Below are 19,920 nucleotides of genomic sequence, written 5' to 3'. Positions count from 1 at the left end.
CAGCAAGACGCTGCTCGCCGGAACAAATTACAGCACGCGACCCAGCGTCTGACGCAAATGCGCGCCCGCACCCAGCAGGCCAGGCTGATCGTGCGTGATCATATACACCGGGATATCGACCAGATAATCACGGAAACGACCTTTATCTTCAAAGGCGGCACGGAAGCCGGAAGCTTTGAAGAAGTCGAGGAAGCGCGGCACAATTCCCCCTGCGATGTACACGCCACCAAAGGTGCCGAGATTAAGCGCCAGGTTGCCACCGAAACGCCCCATGATTACGCAAAACAGTGAAAGCGCGCGACGGCAATCAATACAGCTGTCTTTCAATGCGCGCTCGGTCACGTCTTTCGGCTTCAGGTTTTCAGGCTCGCGCTGGTCTGATTTGACGATGGCACGGTACAGATTGACCAGACCGGAACCTGACAGCACGCGCTCCGCCGACACATGGCCGAGTTCAGCACGCAGCACTTCAAGGATTTCACCCTCTTCTTCGCTGTTCGGGGCGAAGTCAACGTGGCCCCCCTCTCCCGGCAGGCTGATCCAGCGTTTATCAACGTGGACCAGATGGCTGACGCCCAATCCGGTGCCGGCGCCATAAATGGCAATCGGTTTGCCCTCTACCGGTGATTTCCCACCAAACTGAATCACTTCATTGTCGGTCAGCATCGGGATTGCCATCGACACGGCGGTGAAATCATTGATGATTTCCAGACTGTCGAATGCCAGATGTTCTTTCATCTCACGCGTTGAGAATGCCCAATCGTGGTTGGTCATCTCCACCCAATCACCGGTGATAGGACAGGCGATGGCGATACAGGCATGCTTGATGTCCAGCTTTTGCTCGTCGAGATAAGCACGAATCACCGCTTCGAGATTGTCGTAGTCTGATGTTGAGAATGTTTTGGCCTGGGAGATGGCGCCGGTTTCCACCTCACACAGGGCGAGACGGGCGTTGGTGCCACCCACATCGCCGACCAGGGCGTATTTTGTCATTCTTCTGCTGCTCCGCTTGGGTCATAAACAATTGCAGGACACTATATAAGAGCCTGCCAATAAAACAATAACGCCCACCAGCACGATGGGCGTAAACATGTCTGGTGCGTGGCACAGCCTGACAATCCGCGGCTTCACTGTATAGAGGCAACTTTCCGAAACTGCCGCGCCGCCTCATCTTGCGTGGAGAAACGGGGACGAAAAACTAGCACGTCAGGATTTTCGGGCGTCGCCTGGTCCAACGTAACGAGACGAAAATCCTCTAGCCGCCGTTGCGCTGATGCAATGCCGCGGTCACCTTGCGCAGCAGCGGCGGCAGATCCTGTTTTTCCATCACCACTTCCACTAGCGTCAGGCGACGATTAAGCATTAATTGCTCCATCACTGCCGTTAACTGCACCGTTTCGCTCACGCGCCAGCTTTGTGCCGCACACTGAACGCTCATCGCATGGGGCAGCGCGGTCCAGTTCCACTGTGCGATGTCATTGTAACGCTGTTCAGCACCGTGAATCGCCCGCTCAACAGTATAACCGTCATTATTGATCAGGAAGATAATCGGCTGCTGCCCATCGCGCTGCATGGAGCCCAGTTCCTGGATCGTCAGTTGCGCGGAACCGTCACCGATAATCAAAATGACGCGCTGGTCGGGTTGCGCCGTTTGCGCGCCAAAAGTCGCCGGTAGAGTATAGCCAATCGATCCCCATAACGGTTGCACCAGCAATTGTGCTCCCGGTGGTAAACGCAGCGCGGCGGCCCCGAAGGCAGCCGTGCCTTGGTCGGCCAGGATAATATCACCCGGCTGCAGGAAGCGCTGCATCGCCTGCCAGAATGCGCGCTGACTGATTACCGCATCATCGTTCTGCTCAATTTCTTCGCAAGATGCGGTGTCAGCCAGCGCCCAATGTGCGCAGTGACGTTGATAAACGGGCAATAATGCGGCGAGAGCCTGCGCCATGCTGAGCGGCGCAAAGCATTCTCCTCCTACCGTGGCGTGAAACGGTTGCAGGTCGATAACGCGCTCTGCGGGTAATTGCTGGGTGAAACCGGCGGTTAAGGTATCGGTGAAACGCACGCCCACGCACAACGTTACGTCCGTCTCCTCGATAGCACGGCGCACCTGATCGCTGCTGCCCTCGGCGGCATAGGTGCCAACATAGCCGGCCTGTTGTTCATCAAGCACGCCTTTGCCCATCAGTAACGTGGCAGCGGGGATAGCGCGCAGTTGACGAAGTGCAAACAGCGGCGATTGCAATTGCCAGCGCGAAGCAAGGAAATCGGCCAGTAACGCAACACGCTGTGCAGGAGCCAGTAAGCGTTCAGCGGCAGCAGCAAAAGCTGTCGCAACGGCGGTGTCCTGATGGACAGGTGCTGCGGGCTGAGCATCAGGCATCCTAATCTCCGTTGCCGCGACATCCACCGCCAGCAGCAAATAGCCAGGTCGGTGCTTGTGAAGCGCCTCCGCTATCACGCGGTCAATTTCTTCAACCGCATTCTCCGCTGTCAGCACCGCGCTGGCGGTGCTCACCTCTTGTGCCATACGTAGGAAGTGATGGAAGTCGCCGTCACCCAGGGAGTGATGCACGCAATCACCTTGCTGTTGTGCGCGACTGGCAGGCGCACCGACAATGTGAATGACGGGAACATATTCCGCATAGCTGCCAGCAATCCCGTTGATAGCACTCAGTTCGCCGACGCCAAAAGTGGTGAGCAATGCCGCGGCACCGTGGCAACGGCCATAGCCATCCGCTGCGTAGGCCGCATTTAACTCATTGGCACAGCCGACCCAGGCAATCTCGGGGTGGGCGATGACGCTGTCGAGAAATTGCAGGTTGTAATCACCCGGCACGCCGAACAGATGACGAATGCCAGCTTGCTGTAAACGGTGCAGTAAATAATCGCCAACATTGAGGGTTTTCATCGACAGCTCCTTCTTAAGGGGATGATCGAAGTATCAGCGATGTGGCTGAATTGGCGAGATTTTCACCATCAGCACACGGTGATTTGTGGAAAGCAATCGTTACGACGACAGAAAATTCTGTAAGTTGCGATCTTCGGCGCGTTTCGGCTTAGTGTAAACGCATACACTGCTATGCTGATGTCACTTTCTCCCTTATTGAGACAGGAACGCTGTATGAGTGTTTTTCCCCATCCCGATCGTTATCAACAGATGCAATATCGTCGCAGTGGCCGAAGCGGCCTGAAATTACCGGCGATTTCACTCGGTCTCTGGCATAACTTTGGTGACAGTACCCGTGTCGATAATAGCCGTGAGCTACTGCGCCATGCTTTTGATCGTGGCATCACGCACTTCGACCTTGCCAACAACTACGGGCCACCTCCAGGGTCCGCAGAATCCAATTTTGGCCGTATTCTTCGTGAAGATTTTGCCGGACTGCGTGATGAATTGGTGATCTCCACCAAAGCTGGTTACACCATGTGGGACGGTCCTTACGGCGACTGGGGGTCACGCAAGTATCTGATTTCCAGCTTGGATCAGAGCCTGAAGCGCATGGGTCTGGAGTATGTCGATATCTTCTATCACCACCGTCCCGATCCGGAAACGCCGCTGGAAGAGACCATGCGCGCGCTGGATCAGGTGGTACGTCAGGGCAAAGCGCTGTATGCCGCGATTTCCAACTACCCGGCGGATAAAGCCGCCGAGGCGATTGCCATTCTGCGCGATCTGGGCACACCTTGCCTGATTCATCAGCCTAAATACTCCATGTTCGAACGTGCGCCGGAAGAGCAGGGCTTGCTTGATGTGCTGGGTGATAATGGCGTCGGCTGCATCGCCTTCTCACCGCTGGCGGGTGGCGTGCTGACTGACCGCTATCTGCAAGGCATTCCTGAGGATTCACGTGCGGCCAGTGGCAGCCAGTTCCTGAATGAAAGCCAACTGACCCAAGAGAAGATGGAAAAAGTCCGCAAGCTGCAAGCAATTGCTCAACAACGTGGGCAAAAGCTGGCGCAAATGGCGCTAAGCTGGGTGCTCCGCGATGCGCGCGTCACTTCGGTGTTAATTGGTGCCAGTAAAACCGCGCAAATTGATGATGCCGTTGAGATGTTGAGTCAACCAACGCTCACTCCGGACGAGATCAGCGCCATTAAGGCCATTTTAGTGTAAACGCTTACCTACCCGGTTCAGGCCGGGTATTTTCCGCAGCAGAAAATTCTCAATTCAGATTTACCTCAACGTTTTCAGACTCACTCTCAAGGCATCGCTGGTCCGATGTGGCACACTAGCGCAACGGTGGCAGTGATAAGCCACTGAAAAGGAGAAGTTATGAAACGTGCAATTTTGTTTGCCGCTTTGCTGGCAACACTCTCACCCCTGGCGATGCACACAGCAGAAGCCAACAGTGCCACCCTCACGCTGGCTCCGGGTGTCACGCTGCATCTCGGCGATCGCGATCGTCGTGGTTACTATTGGGATGGCGGCCGTTGGCGTGAGCCACGTTGGTGGAATGAGCGTTATCGCTACAATGATCACCGCTGGTGGCGTCATGAAGAGTGGCGTCGTCACCAGGCCTATGAACGTGAGCGCGAACGTCGCTGGCATGAACGGGAACGCCGTGATCACTGGCGCCATGACCATCACCATGATGACAGGCATGATCACCACCACCATTAATACAAAAATCCCGGCTTAATAGCCGTAATGCCTGTCAGTTAAGGATTAGGTGATAACGCAGTCTGGTGCCGCTCAGGGGCTGGCTGTCCTCGCGCCGCTGACGCGGTACCTTCACTTCTCTCGTCCGCCTGACGGACCGGCGCAGACGGGACTTTCCCTGTCCCAGCTGCACCTTTCGCCAGCATCCTTGCTGGCTCTCCTGGCTTCCTCATTCCGTTCAGCGCTGCGAAATGCCATCCCCTGAGCGGCACCAGCCTGCTTGCTAATTTCCGTTTACGCTGTTGAAAAGGACGCGATGACTCAGAAGATAGCGTTTTTACTGCGACAAAGGGCACCGTGTCTGAGGCCACAGCGCCACTGAAGCTGCAAGGGCTATTCGCAGCGCTGAGGCGGAGACGTTGTGCCAGGAGCCAGGCGCAGGGATGCGACAGGCAGTTCGGGTAGGCCAGGACGGCCGTACCCGAACGTTCCGGCCGGCACGACGTTGTAGCCGAGGGCACCGCGAAGCGGCGCGAGGACGGCCCGGCAGCAGCAGAGGTGCTGTGGCCCGCACCAACATGCCCACCCGCGCATAATAAAAAAGGCTGCCATTTTAAGAAAATGACAGCCTCATCTGAAGAGCCCCTTAACTGACAAGCATTACGGCTTAATAGCCGGGATTTTCTTTTCTTCGTGCTGACCAACCGAATAGTTACCAGCCGAGCGCTTCACCCACTAGCAAATAGAGATTCAGCGCCACCACCAGCACCACAATCAAACGGCCGGCGTTCTGCATCAGGCGTGAATTCACCATCTCATCGCCCATCAATTCACGGTTGCCGGTAAAGGTAAGCAGCGGAATCAGCGCCAGCGCGATACCAAAACTGAGTAGCACCTGGCTCATCACCAAAATGCGCGTCGGATCCCATCCGGCCCAAATTACGATAAAGGAAGGCAGCATGGTGATGGTGCGACGCAGCCACAGCGGAATATGGAAGCGAATAAAGCCCTGCATCACCACCTGCCCTGCCAAGGTACCGACTACGGTAGATGACAAACCTGCGGCAACGAGGCTTAAACCAAACACGATCGCTGCCGCATGACCGAGTAGCGGTTGCAGCGTCAAATAAGCCTGATCAAGATCCACAATGCTGGTATGACCGCTAAAGTGGAAAGCCGCTGCCGCCGTTGCCATCATCGCCAGATTCACAAAGCCGGCAATGGTCATGGCAATCGCCACATCCAGTTTGGTTGACGAGTAGCGATCCGCTTTGCTGCCAATGTTACCGTGTTGCGTCAGTGCCGAGTGCAGGTAAATCACGTGCGGCATAATGGTGGCACCCAGTACACCGGCCGCAAGAAACACGGCATCAGACGTCGGCAGTGAAGGCAGCGCCATGCCAGTGACCAGTTCACTCACTTTAGGCTGTGAGAAAAACAGCTCAACAATATAGGCTGCCGCCACAAACAGCAGGAGACCACCGATCACCAGCTCCAACGGTTTCTGCCCGCGGTTTTGCAACATCAAAATCAGGTAAGTGGCGACCCCAGTTAACACTGCACCTTGCAGCAGCGATATGCCGAGCAACAATTTGAACCCCAGCGCCGCACCAATGAATTCAGCGAGATCGGTCGCCATCGCAATGATCTCAGCCTGTACCCAATAGAACCACACGGCAGGACGCGGAAAACGATCGCGGATATGCTCGGCAAGATTTTTGCCGGTTGCTATACCCAGTTTGGCGGACATGAGCTGAATCAGCATCGCCATCACGTTGGCCCAGACCACCACCCAAAGCAGCTTGTAGCCGTAGGCCGCACCCGCCTGGATATTGGTGGCAAAGTTACCGGGATCGATGTAACCAATCGCCGCGATGAAGGCAGGGCCAAGCAACGCGAGTTTAATCTTTCTGGCTCCGCGAGCGGCGCGCTCAGCGGTGCGGCTTTCTGACATAGTGTGGACCCTGTCCTAACGCTTGTTGACCCGTACAGAATACAGAGCCACCAAGGCAAGTGAATTCGATTTTCGTTATCGTATTAATAGATGGTGCTATGAAGTATAGCCATTGCTATACCTTGCGGTAAAGCCAGTTCTTGCCAAAATGTTTGCAACAGGAATCACTCTACTCTTGGGTTATTTTATAGACAATGTTTTTGTGGATATTTCTTGTGACGAGTTTGTGAACAGGTTGTGAGCGGTAAGACTTTTCTTAGAAATTAGTCGATATCGAATACTTATAATGTGGTTTTGATCTCGTTTTTAAGTAACGCGTTACATAGAATACGCAACAAAATACAACCCTCCTCAAATTTGGAGCCGACATGTCCCATATTTTGCACTTTATTTTGGCATTAGCGGTGGTAGCCGTGCTGGCCTTACTGGTCAGTCACGATCGCAAGAGTATTCGTATTCGCTACATTGTACAGCTTCTGGTGATTGAAGTTTTGCTGGCGTGGTTCTTCCTTAACTCTGAAGCGGGCCTCGGCTTCGTGAAAGGGTTTGCGGGTCTGTTTGACCACCTGCTGAAGTATGCGGCCGAGGGCACTAACTTCGTCTTCGGCAACATGAACGACAAAGGCCTGGCGTTCTTCTTCCTCAATGTTCTGTGCCCGATTGTGTTTATCTCGGCCCTGATCGGTATTTTGCAGCATTTCCGTATCCTGCCTTGGGTTATCCGCGGCATCGGTACCGTGCTGTCAAAAGTGAACGGAATGGGCAAGCTGGAATCCTTTAATGCCGTGAGCTCTCTGATTTTGGGACAGTCAGAAAACTTCATCGCGTATAAAGATATTCTCGGCAAAATGTCTCAGCGTCGTATGTACACCATGGCCGCTACGGCGATGTCGACAGTGTCGATGTCCATCGTGGGCGCCTATATGACCATGCTGCAACCGAAGTATGTGGTGGCTGCGCTGGTATTGAACATGTTCAGCACCTTTATCGTGTTGTCACTGATTAACCCTTACCGCGTTGACAGCGAAGAAGATCTGCAGTTGCAAGACCTGCATAAAGGTCAAAGCTTCTTCGAAATGCTGGGTGAATACATCCTCGCCGGTTTCAAAGTGGCGATCATCGTTGCCGCTATGCTGATTGGTTTTATTGCCCTGATTTCCGGCCTGAACGCACTGTTTGACTTGATCTTCGGCATCAGTTTCCAAGGTGTATTGGGCTATGTGTTCTACCCGTTTGCGTGGGTGATGGGCGTACCGTCCAGCGAAGCGCTGCAGGTAGGCAGTATCATGGCGACCAAGCTGGTTTCTAACGAATTCGTGGCGATGATGGACCTGCAGAAAATTGCCGGTCAGCTGTCACCGCATGCGGAAGGCATTCTGTCAGTGTTCCTCGTCTCCTTCGCTAACTTCTCTTCTATCGGGATTGTGGCGGGTGCGATTAAAGGTTTGAACGAAGAACAGGGTAACGTGGTTTCGCGCTTCGGCCTGAAACTGCTGTACGGTTCAACGCTGGTGAGTGTGCTCTCTGCTGCTATCGCCGGTCTGGTTCTGGCCTTCTGATGTACCGGGCGAGCTGCGGCTCGCCCTTCTCTTCTTATTTATGCCTTTCTGTTCTATCTCACATTCAACCCTATAGTTCCCCCGCCATCCGCTGCTTCCCCAACATTCGCAAAACCTTTGCATAATATTGAATTTCCGTCACGGTTGCCTGCGCCCGTAGTTTTTCTCCATGACGTCACATCTGGAGAATCGTATGAGCATTCAATTTCTTGGCATGATTGGCCACCGCCTGGCTTCCGAAATCATCCCTGCTAGTGGTCCGCTGTTCGATAAAGACTACATCGCGCGTTTTGCCCGCGCCCATGAAGAAGCGGGATTTGACCGCATTCTGGTGGGATATTGGTCCGATCAGCCGGATGGATTCCTGGTCACCGCGCATGCGGCGGCACACACCTCCAAACTAAAATTCCTGCTGGCACACCGCCCGGGTTTTGTCGCCCCGACGCTGGCGGCACGTAAGCTGGCCTCACTCGATCATCTCACCGACGGTCGTCTGGCGGTGCATATCATCAGTGGCGGCAGCGATGTCGAGCAGCGCCGTGATGGCGATTTCCTCAATAAAGCTGAACGCTACGCGCGCAGTGACGAGTTCCTCACCGTGCTCAGACAGAGTCTGGAATCCAGCCAGCCTTATGATCATAAGGGAAACTTTTACCAGGCTGAGCAGGCGTTTTCTGCCATCAAGCCCGTGCAGAACAAGCTGCCGGTGTACTTTGGCGGATCGTCACAGGAAGCGATTGATGTAGCTGCGCGTCATGCCGATGTGTTTGCCTTGTGGGGGGAACCGCTGAAAGGGGCGGAAGAGACGGTACGCAACGTGCAAGCCGCTGCAGCTCAGCACGGGCGTAAAATTGATTTCAATATCTCGTTCCGGCCCATCATCGGTAAAACCGAGAAAGAAGCTTGGGAGCGCGCCGAACATATCCGCGAACGGGCTGAGAAGCAGTTGCAGGCATCCGGCTTTGCGTTCGGCAAGCCTAAACCACAAAGTGTTGGCGCTCAGCGTTTGCTGGCGGCCGCCAATGAAGGTGATCGCTTGGACAAAGTGCTATGGACCGGTGTCGCTAAGCTGGTGCAAGGTGGTTACAACTCCACTGCGCTCGTGGGCACTGCCGACCAGGTTTCCGACGCACTGTTGGAATACTATCGCCTCGGCATTCACAGCGTATTGATTCGCGGCTTCGATCCGCTGAATGATGCGGTGGAATATGGTCAGGAACTGATCCCACTGACGCGCGAAAAAGTCGCTGCGCTCAATACTGCCGACAAAAGGAGCGCCTGATGCGCCTGGCTGCACTCTTTACCGGTGTTGCGCTGGCGCTCTCCACGCTCAATCCACTTTTTGCCGCCGATAAAGTCACGCTGCGTCTGGGCGATGTTAAAGGCGATCGTTTCGCGGCTTTAAAGGCGTCTGGCGAACTTAACAACCTGCCCTACGATCTGAAACTCACGGCATTTGACTCAGGTGCACCGGTACAAGAGGCGTTAAATGCCGGGGCGCTCGACGTTGGCTTCACGGGCGATCTGCCTTTCCTGTTTGTCTATGCGGCAGGAGCCCCCGTCAAGGCCGTGGGGGCTTGGCAGAATAACCCTGACAGTATTGCCCTGCTCACGCGTCCCAACGCTGGCATTCATCGTTTGCAAGATTTGAAAGGCAAACAGATTGCGGTGAATAAAGGTGGCTGGGGCCATTATCTGCTGCTAGGTCTGCTGGAACGCGCCGGATTAAAGCCTGATGACGTCACAATGCGCTTCCTGAACCCCGTCGATGGCCGTGCCGCGCTAACGTCAGGCGCCGTATCCGCCTGGGCGCCATGGGAACCCTATATCGCCACCTCCACAGCCGTCGATGGCACCGTGCGAGTACCTGATGGCGGCGGCAAAGGCATTATGTCTGGTTATTCTTATGCATTGGCACGTGACGAGGCGTTAAGTGATGCCGATAAACGTAAAGCCATTGCCGACCTGCTAGCCCGCCTGGCGAAAGCGCAAATCTGGGCGCAGCAACATCCACAGGAATTTGCCAGCGTGTTGGGCAAGACACTGAATATGCCAACCAACATCACCCGCAGTTGGATTGCTGATGCCCGTATCCGCCCGCTGGTGTTTGATGCCCAACTGATTCCAACTCTGCAAAAATCTGCTGACTTCTTCCATCGCTATCAGGTGTTGCCGAAAGCCGTTGATGTCAGTAAAGCCTTTGACTTCAGCTTGTCTGCTCAGGCTAATCAGATCGCTCAACATGCACTGGGGGACAAATCATGAGTGGCTATCAGCACCACCGTTTACGCGATTTTGTCAGTCATTTGGCCACGTTGCTGGATACAAAGCCCGACGAGGCCACCGTTTTACAACGAGGCAGCGCCTGGCTTGGCGAGCTCATCCGCCATGACGACTGGCTGGATGAGGCCTACACACAACCTCATCCAGAGCACTATCAGCAGTACCTGCTTTACGTCGATGCCCAACAGCGCTTTTCCGTCGTGAGCTTCGTGTGGGGGCCTGGCCAGCAAACACCGATTCACGACCACCGTGTATGGGGATTGATTGGTATGTTGCGCGGCGCAGAAATTTCACAGCCTTGGCAGCCGAGTCCACAGGGTTTGCAGCCGGAAGGTGCACCGATACGACTTAACCCCGGCGACGTTGAAGCCGTCTCCCCTACCGTCGGTGACATCCACCGCGTCAGTAACGCCTACGACGACCGTGTATCGATCAGTATCCATGTTTATGGTGCCAATATTGGCGCGGTAAAACGTGCGGTATATCGCGAAGACGGCAGTGAAAAACAGTTTATCTCTGGTTACAGCAACCGCTATTTACCAAACATTTGGGACTTATCACATGAGTAAGACAGTTTTCCCTTACCGCCAGGCGGTTGAAATTTTGGAAGCACTGCGTCAGCAGCAAGAAGTGGCGATTGTTGATGTACGTGACGAAGCGTTGTTTGCCACGGGTCATCCTTTGTTTGCGGTCAATATTCCGCTTTCTAAACTGGAACTGGAGCTGCTGGATCGCATCCCGCAACAGAGCACAGCCATCACGCTCTATGACAATGACGAAGGGTTAGCGCAGGCTGCTGCAGAACGTTTCGCTGCTCTCGGCTACCGCAATGTCGCGCTGCTGAAGGATGACTTAGCCGGTTGGCAAGCGGCAGGCGGCGAACTGTTTATTGATGTGAACTCTCCCAGCAAAGCTTTTGGTGAGTTGGTTGAACACCACAATAAGACACCTTCGCTGTCAGCAGATGAAGTGCACAGCTTAATCAATAGCAATGCCAATGTTGTGGTACTGGATGCTCGCCGATTTGATGAGTATCAGACGATGAGCATTCCAAGTGCCATCAGTGTGCCTGGCGGTGAATTGGTATTACGCGTGCGCGATCTTGCCCCCTCGCCAGAGACCACGGTGATTGTTAACTGTGCAGGGCGCACGCGCAGCATTATTGGTACGCAGTCACTGGTGAATGCCGGAATTCGCAATCCGGTCTTTGCCCTGCGCAACGGCACTATCGGCTGGACGCTAGCGGGACATTCGCTGGATAAAGGCCAGTCACGTCGCTACGGCGAAACCAGCGAAACGGCGCAGCGCCAGGCGGCAAATCATGCACGAAACACCGCCGATCGTGCTGGTGTAGAGCGTATTCTGCTGGCAACGTTGAAGCGCTGGCAGCAAGAGTCGCGCACTACCTATCTGTTTGATGTACGTGATGCGGAAGAATACGCCGCAGGTCACCTGCCGGGCAGTCGTCACGTCCCCGGCGGACAACTGTTACAGGAAACTGACCACTACGCCAGCGTGCGCGGCGCGCGCATTGTGTTAGTGGATGACGATGGCGTGCGCGCCAACATGACGGCTTCCTGGCTGGCCCAGTTGGGCTGGCAGGTTTCGGTGTTGGAAGAGTTGCAGCCGGATGATTTCAATGCAACCGGTCACTGGAAACCACAGGTGCCCCCGGTCGCACAGCCGGAATTTATCTCACCACAACAGCTCGCAGACTGGCTGGCGGAGGGGCAGACGAAAGTGCTGGACTTTACCACCCGAGCCAACCACCTCAACAGCCATATTCCCGGTGCGGGTTGGTTGTTGCGCTCAACGCTGCAACAGCAGGGTAAAGCCGTACTGCCTGATGCGCGACGCTATGTGTTGACCTGTGGTAGCAGCTTGCTGGCCGGTTATGCCGTGGAGCAGGTAGCGGAGCTAACCGGTAAACCGGTATTCGTGCTGGAAGGTGGCAATGCTGCCTGGCGCGCGGCTAATCTGCCAACTGAACAGGGCGAACAGCAGCTACTGTCTCCCGCGATTGACCGTTATCGCCGCCCCTATGAAGGCACTGATATCGAACCTGGTGTGATGCAAGCCTATCTCGATTGGGAATATGGTTTGGTGGCGCAGCTGGATCGCGATGGCACCCATGGTTTCCGTGTGCTGCCTGCACAGGTGCAAGCTACAACCGCTTGATCGCTAACACTTTGCACAATACATAGCACCGCTACAAGACTGCGCCATTGAGATGGAAAAATCTCAGTGCGTAGGGCGCAGTAGCGGTGCGATTTATCGCGCATTCAGCTGCCGGATACAGTGGAGAGCATAGTCGCATACAAGCAACGCTAGCGAAGTGAGCCATCGCGCAATCAGGCACGTGATGCTGCGGAAATTACCATGAAATACAAGAAGTTAGCGAAATTGATTGCACAATCAAGTACGTAATGATGGATATCTGAAAGGGATTAGGTTTAGAAATTGTTCAGGATGAACAGAGATTTGGTGGAGATAAGCGGGATCGAACCGCTGACCTCTTGCATGCCATGCAAGCGCTCTCCCAGCTGAGCTATACCCCCACATCTGGAAATCTTTTTCAGTGCATCGTTAGAAACGATTTGGTGGAGATAAGCGGGATCGAACCGCTGACCTCTTGCATGCCATGCAAGCGCTCTCCCAGCTGAGCTATACCCCCAGCACCGAAAAACTGCCGATTGAACTCGACGGACGGCATAATATGAAACCGCTTCTTGAGTGTCAACGTCAAATTCTTGTTCTGTGTGCGATCGCTGAAAAAGGCGGCAACGCCTTACCATAATGGCTTTTTTTTCAACGAAATTGCGCATTTCGTTAACGTCTTTTCGCCTATAACGCCCTGCAACCAAGGTTAAATCACGGTTAAAGATGTTAGGAATAATCTTGTGTTCGTTACAGGTGCGTGTAAAACTTAGCGCGCTAATTAACCGATCAACCGCCCAGGGTTTATCTCTCTTTGATCGGCCAGCAATTTCCCCTTGTTAAACAAAAGAAAAGTGAACTATGTCGCTGCAAACACCGAAAGAGATCGCCCAACTGGCGATTCAATCAGGCGTGGCTAAAAGCCGTTTGCCTGTTTCTACCTTGTTGATTCTTGGCTTTATGGCCGGTGCGTTTATCGCAACGGGCTTCCTGCTTGACCTGCATGTCATCAACCAACTGCCTGCAGAATGGGGCTCCTTTGCCGGCTTCCTCGGCGCTGCGGTGTTCCCGGTCGGTCTGATCCTGACTGTCTTAGCCGGTGGTGAGTTACTGACCGGTAATATGATGACGTTGCCGATTGCCTGGTTCGCGCGCCGCATTAGCGGGTTCAGCGTCTTACGTAACTGGTTTTGGGTCACCATCGCCAACTTTATGGGTAGCGTTGCCGTCGCCTGGTTCTTTGGTCATATGCTCGGCATGACAGAAGGTGACTATTTGAAGAAAACCGTGGCCATCGCTCATGCCAAAGTGAATGCTGATTTCCTGCATGCCTTTATCTCGGGTATTGGCTGCAACTGGCTGGTGTGCCTGGCAGTCTGGTTAGCCTTTGCCAGCAAGGATATGGTTGGCAAAATCTTTGGTATGTGGTTCCCGGTGATGGCTTTCGTCGCCATTGGCTTCCAGCACGTTATCGCCAACATGTTCATTGTGCCTGCTGCCATTTTTGCTGGCCAAATGAGCTGGGCAGAATTTGTACCAAACGTGATTGCCGTGTTCCTTGGTAACGGTGTCGGTGGTGCAATTTTTGTTGGCCTCACCTATTTCCTCGCTTTCCGACCTGAACAGCCTTCCGTCAGCGAAGCGCAATAATCGAATTATGCCTTTTGTCATCTGACAGAAGGCATTTTCCTGCCTGGTGACTTCTCCCCGTTACGTTTTGTTGTAATATGTACAGCTAATGTATTTAACAGGGAAAGCATCGTGAAAAAGGAATGGCTCACTCCCGAGGAGCTCGCGCTGGAAACGGGCTACAGTCGGCAAACGGTGAATAAGTGGATCAAGCGCGAAAACTGGACAACCACGCCCAAGCCCGGCGTACAGGGTGGTAAAGCGCGGTTGATTCATATTGATGAGCGCGTAAAAAGCTTTGTTCAGTCAACCCGCCACGCGACCGAACCGGCGGCCCATTACGGTGCTCAACAAAATACGTTGCCTGCGTTATTAATAAATTCTGTCCAGCAAATGACAGCAGCCGAGCAAGATCAATTGGCTGCTTTATTGCTGCGAGAAGGGATAAGTGGCGTACTGGAACGGCTGGGAATAAAAGAAGAATAAAAAAAGCCGGGTGCAGATTGCTCCCGGCTTTTTTAATGCCCGCGATAATTGCAGCGGCAGCCTCGTCAGCTGCCGCGGGTTCAATTATGCCTGGGCTTCACGCTCAGCAATGAACGCCAGCGCTTTTTCAATACGCGCGACGCTACGGCTGCGACCAATCGCTTCTACAGTCACATCCAGTGCCGGAGACTGGCCTGCACCGGTCACCGCTACGCGCAGTGGCATGCCCACTTTGCCCATACCCAACTCGAGCGCATCAGCTGCGCCCTGAATCGCGTTGTGGACATTTTCCGCATTCCACTCGCTGTCGCTCAGCGCAGCCAGTTTGTCACGCACCACTTCCAGCGGCTGGCGTGCAACAGGGCGCAGATGTTTCTTCGCCGCGTCAGCATCAAAGGCGTCAAATTCTTCATAGAAGTAACGACAAGACGCCGCGATCTCTACCAGCGTTTTGCAGCGCTCGCCCAGCAGCGTGACCAGCTTCGCCAGTTCCGGGCCGGTACGCGTATCAATGTTTTGCTGTTCAATGTGCCACTGCAGCTGCGTAGCCACATACTCTGGTGGCAGCGTGTTGATGTAATGGTGATTCAACCACTGCAGTTTTTCGGTGTTGAAAGCACTGGCAGATTTGCTGACCGCATCCAGGGTAAACAGTTCTGCCATCTCAGGCACGCTGAAGATTTCCTGATCGCCATGTGACCAGCCCAAACGAACCAGATAGTTGAGTAGCGCTTCCGGCAAATAGCCGTCATCACGATACTGCATCACACCTACGGCGCCATGACGCTTCGACAGTTTCTTGCTGTCATCACCCAGGATCATCGAAACATGCGCATAGGTTGGCACTTCTGCGCCGATCGCTTTAAGGATGTTGATCTGACGCGGCGTGTTGTTGATATGGTCTTCACCACGGATTACGTGCGTAATCCCCATATCCCAGTCATCCACCACCACACAGAAGTTGTAGGTTGGTGAACCATCGGTGCGGCGGATGATCAGATCATCCAGTTCCTGGTTGCTGAACTCAATCGGGCCACGGATCTGGTCATCAAAAATCACCGAGCCTTCTTGTGGGTTGCGGAAACGCACCACACAAGGTTCATCGGCTGCATGATGCTCGTGGCTGTCACGGCAGCGGCCGTCATAACGCGGCTTCTCGCCTTTTGCCATTTGCTCTTCACGCAGGGCCTCTAAACGCTCTTTAGAGCAATAACATTTATAGGCAGTACCCGCTTCCACCATTTCATCGATGACCGCGTTGTAACGATCAAAACGCTTGGTCTGGTAGTACGGGCCCTCATCCCACTGCAGGTTGAGCCAGTTCATCCCATCCATGATGGCTTCAATAGCTTCCGGCGTTGAACGTTCCAGATCGGTATCTTCGATACGCAGAACGAATTCGCCCTTGTTATGGCGAGCATAAAGCCAGGAATAAAGTGCAGTACGAGCACCGCCCACGTGCAGATAACCAGTGGGGCTGGGTGCGAAGCGAGTTTTGATTTTCATTCAGCATTGCCTTAGATGCGCAGGTTTCTTTATCTGGATGACAAAAAAACGGGTTAACGCGAAAAAACAGTGCGCATATTCTAGCAGGTGAGACGCTTTCCTCAATGACTGTCGCGGGGGCATCGCTTATTCAACTGCGTTTTTCTGCTAATAAAACCAGCACATTGGCTAAAAGCGCGACATAACGCCTAAATTTAAAGCGAACAAACATTTATGTTTTAAAAAGCGTTGACTCACTTCGAAGGATCCCTATAATGCGACTCCACACAGCGGGGGTGATTAGCTCAGTTGGTAGAGCATCTCCTTTACACGGAGGGGGTCGGCGGTTCGAGCCCGTCATCACCCACCACTCTTAAAGTGGTCCGCAGTGTGCAAGAGTAAGATATGGGCGATTAGCTCAGTTGGTAGAGCATCTCCTTTACACGGAGGGGGTCGGCGGTTCGAGCCCGTCATCGCCCACCATATCTTAGTCAGATGACACTCTTGTTAAGCAGTTCCGAAGTGGGCGATTAGCTCAGTTGGTAGAGCATCTCCTTTACACGGAGGGGGTCGGCGGTTCGAGCCCGTCATCGCCCACCACTTCGGGTCGTTAGCTCAGTTGGTAGAGCAGTTGACTTTTAATCAATTGGTCGCAGGTTCGAATCCTGCACGACCCACCAATTCAGAGAAAAGCGCCTATAGGCGCTTTTTTCGTTTCTGTGCGCTGATGCTTGATGTGCAGGATGAGAACCTGCCGCAGGTTCGACTGAATCGTCAGGAACGATTCAGGCTGATGCGACAGCATCACCCGTAGGGCGAGGCCCCGGATGGGCCGAGGCATATCCTGCACGACCCACCAATTCAGAGAAAAGCGCCTATAGGCGCTTTTTTTGTTTCTGTGCGCTGATGCTTGATGTGCAGGATGAGAACCTGTCGCATCAGCCGTAGGGCGAGGCCCCGGATGGGCCGAGGCATATCCTGCACGACCCACCAATGTGGAAAGGCGCCCTAAAGGCGCCTTTTTGCTTTCTGTGATTCGCCACCATCCTGACAAAACCTTTTCAATCACTTAACGTTTTGTGTGCTCAAGCCGTTTTATCCCCTTGCCGATAACGATAATGGTCTATTGCAAGGAGAAAACCATGTCTACTATCTCAAGTGTTAGCAGTATCAGTACGGCGAGCAGCGGTGGCGGTTCAACGTCACAAATTGCCAGCCTGAATAAACAGATTCAAAGCCTGACCCAGCAAGTCAAAGATCTTTCCAACGACGATACCCTGACAGATGAGCAAAAATCTGAACAGGAGCAGATGTTGGAGTCACAGATTCAGATGATTGAAGCGCAGATTGCACAAATCGAGCAGCAGGCGGCTGAAAAGGCACAGCAGAAGCAGGAAGCCCAGCAACCGACTACTGCAAGTGCGACCAGCGCTCAGAAAGCCGATGGCATTAACCGTCCTACTGATACCAATCAAATCAACGTTTATGTTTAAAACGCGGGTTTAAGTACGCGTTGTTGCGTCAGCAGGCTTGCCTGCTGACGCACTTCTTGCCAGATCGCTTCGGCGGCGGGAGTCAGTGAGCGATTTTTGCGTTTAATCAGCATCAGGTTGCGATTGATCTCAGGATAGAGTCGGCGTACCCGCAGTTTTCGTCCAGATGGCAGTGGTAACGCCAGTGCTGGCAGAACACTAATGCCGATTCCCGCTTCCACCATCGGAAACAGCGTGGCCGGATGACCAATCTCCTGCACCACCTGCACGTTAATGGCCAACTGCTGCAATGCCGCATCGACCAGCAAACGGCTACCTGATGCATAATCCTGCAGCACCAGATTACGTCCTGCTAACATCGTCCACTTTGCCTGCTCAACCTGCGCCAATTCGTCATCCTCATGGCACAACAGCAAAAACGGCTCCTCCAAAATCGCTTCGTAATCAAAATCAGCATCTGCCAGCGGTCCTATGACAATACCAAAATCAACTTCGGCATTGCGTACACTCTGCAACACTGACTGTTGTGCGCGGTCTTGCAGAATCACCCGGATATCGGGATAGCGCTGTTGGCTGCTCGCCAGACATTGCGGCATCAGATTAGCGGAAGGCGTCTGGCTGGCAGCAACCCTAACTGTCCCGCTGCGCTGTTCGCCGTAGCTGCGCACATCCAGAATCGTGGTATTCAATTCTTCCAGTAGACGTTCCAGCCGCGTAGCCAACTGATGTCCCGCTTCGGTCAGAATCACTTCTCGCGTGGTGCGGTCAAGCAATCGCACGCCCATTTCAGCCTCAAGTTCTTTGATACTGTGGCTCACCGCTGACTGACTAAGACCTATTGCCTGCCCCGCTTGGCTGAAACTGCCCTGCTGCGCCACGGCCACAAAGGTGCGTAACTGACGTAAGCTGTAATTCATCGATATTACTCATAGATTAATGCAATAAATCAATTTTATTTCTAAACCCGAGTAGCGCACAATCAGCCCCATCATTTTTTTAATTTAACCGGATTGTAACAATGGGCTTTTTACGACTCGACCCAATGATGGTGAAACTCATCATTACCGTGCTGCTGGCCAGCTTTATCCCGGCCAAAGGTGGGTTTGTCGATTTCTTTGAATACCTGACGACGGCGGCTATCGCCCTGCTGTTCTTTATGCACGGTGCCAAGCTGTCACGTGAGAAGATTATTGCGGGCAGCAGCCACTGGCGCTTACATCTGTGGATTATGTGCAGCACCTTCGTGGTGTTCCCGATCCTCGGCCTGCTGCTGGTTTGGTGGCACCCGGTCAACGTCAGCACAGAGATTTACACCGGCTTTATCTATCTGTGTATCCTGCCCGCGACCGTGCAGTCCGCTATCGCCTTTACCTCTATGGCTGGAGGTAACGTCGCAGCCGCGGTGTGCGCGGCTTCCGCTTCGAGCTTGCTGGGTGTGTTTGTTTCACCTCTGCTGGTGAACCTGGTGATGAACGTACACAGCGATGCGCCCAGTAATGGTCTTGAGCAGATTGGTAAAATCATGCTGCAACTGTTGGTGCCGTTCGTGATTGGGCACCTGTCACGCCGTTGGATTGGAGGCTGGGTTGAGAAGCACCGCAGCTTGATTGGTAAAACTGACCAGACCTCAATTTTGCTAGTGGTTTATTCAGCCTTCAGTGAAGCGGTTGTAAATGGTATCTGGCATCGCGTGGGGATCGATACGCTGCTGTGGATTCTGGTTGGCAGCCTGGCAATCCTGTTTATTGCCTTAGCCATTAACCTTGGAGCCTCACGTCTGTTTGGTTTCAGCCGTGCCGATGAAATCGTGGTGCTGTTTTGCGGTTCCAAGAAGAGTCTGGCGAATGGGGTTCCCATGGCAAACATTCTGTTCCCCGCCGCTTCCGTCGGGATTATCGTGTTGCCGTTAATGATTTTCCATCAGGTACAGTTAATGGTGTGTTCTTTCATTGCCCAGCGCTATAAAGCCGGTAACGAAAAACGACTGGCGCAACAGCAAATCGAAGCACAGAAATCCTAAACAAAACGGCCCGCAAATGCGGGCCGTTTTGTTATTCGCTGCGTTTAAGGGGGGTGACTAACCCTTGCAACCCTTCTATTTTGATCGCCAATGTCAGCTGCATCAGGTCGCCTAACTTGCCGGCAGGAAATTCGTTTTTACGCGCAAACCACAGCAAGTACTCTTCGGGTAAATCAATGAGCATGCGACCCTTATACTTGCCAAACGGCATCGCCGTGTTAGCGATTTCAACCAGCTGGTGTTTATCCACA

Annotated in this window: 17 protein-coding genes, 6 tRNA genes and 1 other RNA gene; 16 read left to right on the top strand and 8 right to left on the bottom strand. The window is 53.6% G+C overall.

Annotated features, from left to right (window positions below; all coding sequences use genetic code 11):
• Positions 1–27: 27 nt before the first annotated feature.
• Together glk and F3J38_RS16415 are read right to left on the bottom strand one after the other, a co-directional pair.
• Positions 28–993, bottom strand: coding sequence for a glucokinase (gene glk / locus F3J38_RS16420; protein WP_167140166.1), 966 nt, complete (start codon positions 991–993; stop codon positions 28–30).
• A 262-nt stretch (positions 994–1,255) separates the two neighbouring features.
• Positions 1,256–2,911: an alpha-keto acid decarboxylase family protein gene (locus tag F3J38_RS16415; RefSeq protein ID WP_167140164.1), complete on the bottom strand. Its 1,656-nt coding sequence runs from the start codon at positions 2,909–2,911 to the stop codon at positions 1,256–1,258.
• Positions 2,912–3,124: 213 nt separating this feature from the next.
• On the opposite strand from F3J38_RS16415, the gene mgrA reads away from it, so the two are divergent.
• Both mgrA and F3J38_RS16405 read left to right on the top strand, forming a co-directional pair.
• A complete protein-coding gene (gene mgrA / locus F3J38_RS16410) occupies positions 3,125–4,117 on the top strand; it encodes an L-glyceraldehyde 3-phosphate reductase (protein ID WP_167140162.1) in 993 nt (330 codons plus the stop codon).
• Positions 4,118–4,276: 159 nt separating this feature from the next.
• Complete coding sequence (locus F3J38_RS16405) at positions 4,277–4,624, top strand: DUF2502 domain-containing protein (protein WP_167140160.1); 348 nt, start codon at positions 4,277–4,279, stop codon at positions 4,622–4,624.
• A gap of 691 nt (positions 4,625–5,315) precedes the next feature.
• Here the strand turns inward: F3J38_RS16405 and F3J38_RS16400 are convergent.
• The gene (locus tag F3J38_RS16400; RefSeq protein WP_167140158.1) at positions 5,316–6,557 is read right to left on the bottom strand and encodes an Nramp family divalent metal transporter; all 1,242 of its coding nucleotides are present in this window, start codon (positions 6,555–6,557) and stop codon (positions 5,316–5,318) included.
• Between the two features lie 368 nt (positions 6,558–6,925).
• Here F3J38_RS16400 and F3J38_RS16395 point away from each other — a divergent pair, with 368 nt between their 5' ends.
• The 5 genes from F3J38_RS16395 (at position 6,926) to F3J38_RS16375 (ending at position 12,577) form a co-directional block, all read left to right on the top strand.
• Entirely contained in the window at positions 6,926–8,116 is a 1,191-nt protein-coding gene (locus F3J38_RS16395; RefSeq protein WP_167140156.1) for a NupC/NupG family nucleoside CNT transporter, read from the top strand.
• 193 nt (positions 8,117–8,309) lie between these two features.
• Positions 8,310–9,398: an LLM class flavin-dependent oxidoreductase gene (locus F3J38_RS16390; protein ID WP_167140154.1), complete on the top strand. Its 1,089-nt coding sequence runs from the start codon at positions 8,310–8,312 to the stop codon at positions 9,396–9,398.
• Entirely contained in the window at positions 9,398–10,381 is a 984-nt protein-coding gene (locus F3J38_RS16385; RefSeq protein ID WP_167140152.1) for an ABC transporter substrate-binding protein, read from the top strand. The genes F3J38_RS16390 and F3J38_RS16385 overlap by 1 nt, the downstream gene beginning before the upstream one ends.
• Positions 10,378–10,968: a cysteine dioxygenase family protein gene (locus F3J38_RS16380; RefSeq protein WP_167140150.1), complete on the top strand. Its 591-nt coding sequence runs from the start codon at positions 10,378–10,380 to the stop codon at positions 10,966–10,968. The genes F3J38_RS16385 and F3J38_RS16380 overlap by 4 nt, the downstream gene beginning before the upstream one ends.
• On the top strand, positions 10,961–12,577 hold the full coding sequence (locus F3J38_RS16375) for a rhodanese homology domain-containing protein (protein WP_167140148.1): 1,617 nt from the start codon (positions 10,961–10,963) through the stop codon (positions 12,575–12,577). Before F3J38_RS16380 ends, F3J38_RS16375 begins: the two co-directional genes overlap by 8 nt.
• A 304-nt stretch (positions 12,578–12,881) precedes the next feature.
• Here F3J38_RS16375 and F3J38_RS16370 read toward each other — a convergent pair.
• Positions 12,882–12,957 (bottom strand) — tRNA-Ala (locus F3J38_RS16370).
• 40 nt (positions 12,958–12,997) lie between these two features.
• Positions 12,998–13,073: transfer RNA gene (locus F3J38_RS16365), tRNA-Ala, on the bottom strand.
• Between the two features lie 344 nt (positions 13,074–13,417).
• Between F3J38_RS16365 and F3J38_RS16360 the strand changes: the two genes are divergently transcribed.
• A complete protein-coding gene (locus F3J38_RS16360; RefSeq protein ID WP_167140145.1) occupies positions 13,418–14,206 on the top strand; it encodes a formate/nitrite transporter family protein in 789 nt (262 codons plus the stop codon).
• A gap of 111 nt (positions 14,207–14,317) precedes the next feature.
• Positions 14,318–14,671 (top strand): YfeC-like transcriptional regulator, encoded by a 354-nt coding sequence (locus F3J38_RS16355; RefSeq protein WP_167140143.1) that lies wholly within the window; start codon positions 14,318–14,320, stop codon positions 14,669–14,671.
• 84 nt (positions 14,672–14,755) lie between these two features.
• Here F3J38_RS16355 and gltX read toward each other — a convergent pair whose 3' ends face one another.
• Complete coding sequence (gene gltX, locus F3J38_RS16350) at positions 14,756–16,177, bottom strand: glutamate--tRNA ligase (RefSeq protein ID WP_167140141.1); 1,422 nt, start codon at positions 16,175–16,177, stop codon at positions 14,756–14,758.
• 273 nt (positions 16,178–16,450) lie between these two features.
• On the opposite strand from gltX, the gene F3J38_RS16345 reads away from it, so the two are divergent.
• The 6 genes from F3J38_RS16345 to F3J38_RS16320 all read left to right on the top strand — a co-directional run bounded on the left by F3J38_RS16345 (position 16,451) and on the right by F3J38_RS16320 (position 17,649).
• A tRNA-Val gene (locus tag F3J38_RS16345) sits at positions 16,451–16,526 on the top strand.
• Between the two features lie 37 nt (positions 16,527–16,563).
• A tRNA-Val gene (locus tag F3J38_RS16340) sits at positions 16,564–16,639 on the top strand.
• Positions 16,640–16,680: 41 nt separating this feature from the next.
• Positions 16,681–16,756: transfer RNA gene (locus F3J38_RS16335), tRNA-Val, on the top strand.
• A 4-nt stretch (positions 16,757–16,760) separates the two neighbouring features.
• Positions 16,761–16,836: transfer RNA gene (locus F3J38_RS16330), tRNA-Lys, on the top strand.
• Between the two features lie 42 nt (positions 16,837–16,878).
• Positions 16,879–17,015: non-coding RNA, RtT sRNA (locus F3J38_RS16325), on the top strand.
• A gap of 283 nt (positions 17,016–17,298) precedes the next feature.
• Positions 17,299–17,649 (top strand): FlxA-like family protein, encoded by a 351-nt coding sequence (locus F3J38_RS16320; protein ID WP_167140140.1) that lies wholly within the window; start codon positions 17,299–17,301, stop codon positions 17,647–17,649.
• Here the strand turns inward: F3J38_RS16320 and F3J38_RS16315 are convergent.
• The gene (locus F3J38_RS16315) at positions 17,646–18,566 is read right to left on the bottom strand and encodes a LysR family transcriptional regulator (protein WP_167140139.1); all 921 of its coding nucleotides are present in this window, start codon (positions 18,564–18,566) and stop codon (positions 17,646–17,648) included. The two genes, F3J38_RS16320 and F3J38_RS16315, sit on opposite strands and share 4 nt — an antisense overlap.
• 101 nt (positions 18,567–18,667) lie before the next feature.
• Here F3J38_RS16315 and F3J38_RS16310 point away from each other — a divergent pair, with 101 nt between their 5' ends.
• Positions 18,668–19,669 (top strand): bile acid:sodium symporter family protein, encoded by a 1,002-nt coding sequence (locus F3J38_RS16310; protein ID WP_167140138.1) that lies wholly within the window; start codon positions 18,668–18,670, stop codon positions 19,667–19,669.
• 31 nt (positions 19,670–19,700) lie between these two features.
• On the opposite strand, the gene F3J38_RS16305 is transcribed toward F3J38_RS16310, so the two are convergent.
• Positions 19,701–19,919: a DUF3820 family protein gene (locus tag F3J38_RS16305; protein WP_167140137.1), complete on the bottom strand. Its 219-nt coding sequence runs from the start codon at positions 19,917–19,919 to the stop codon at positions 19,701–19,703.
• Position 19,920: the final 1 nt, after the last annotated feature.

It is taken from the genome of Candidatus Pantoea formicae, from assembly GCF_011752625.1.
GTDB lineage: Bacteria > Pseudomonadota > Gammaproteobacteria > Enterobacterales > Enterobacteriaceae > Pantoea > Pantoea formicae.
This window is presented reverse-complemented; position numbering and strand designations above follow the sequence as displayed.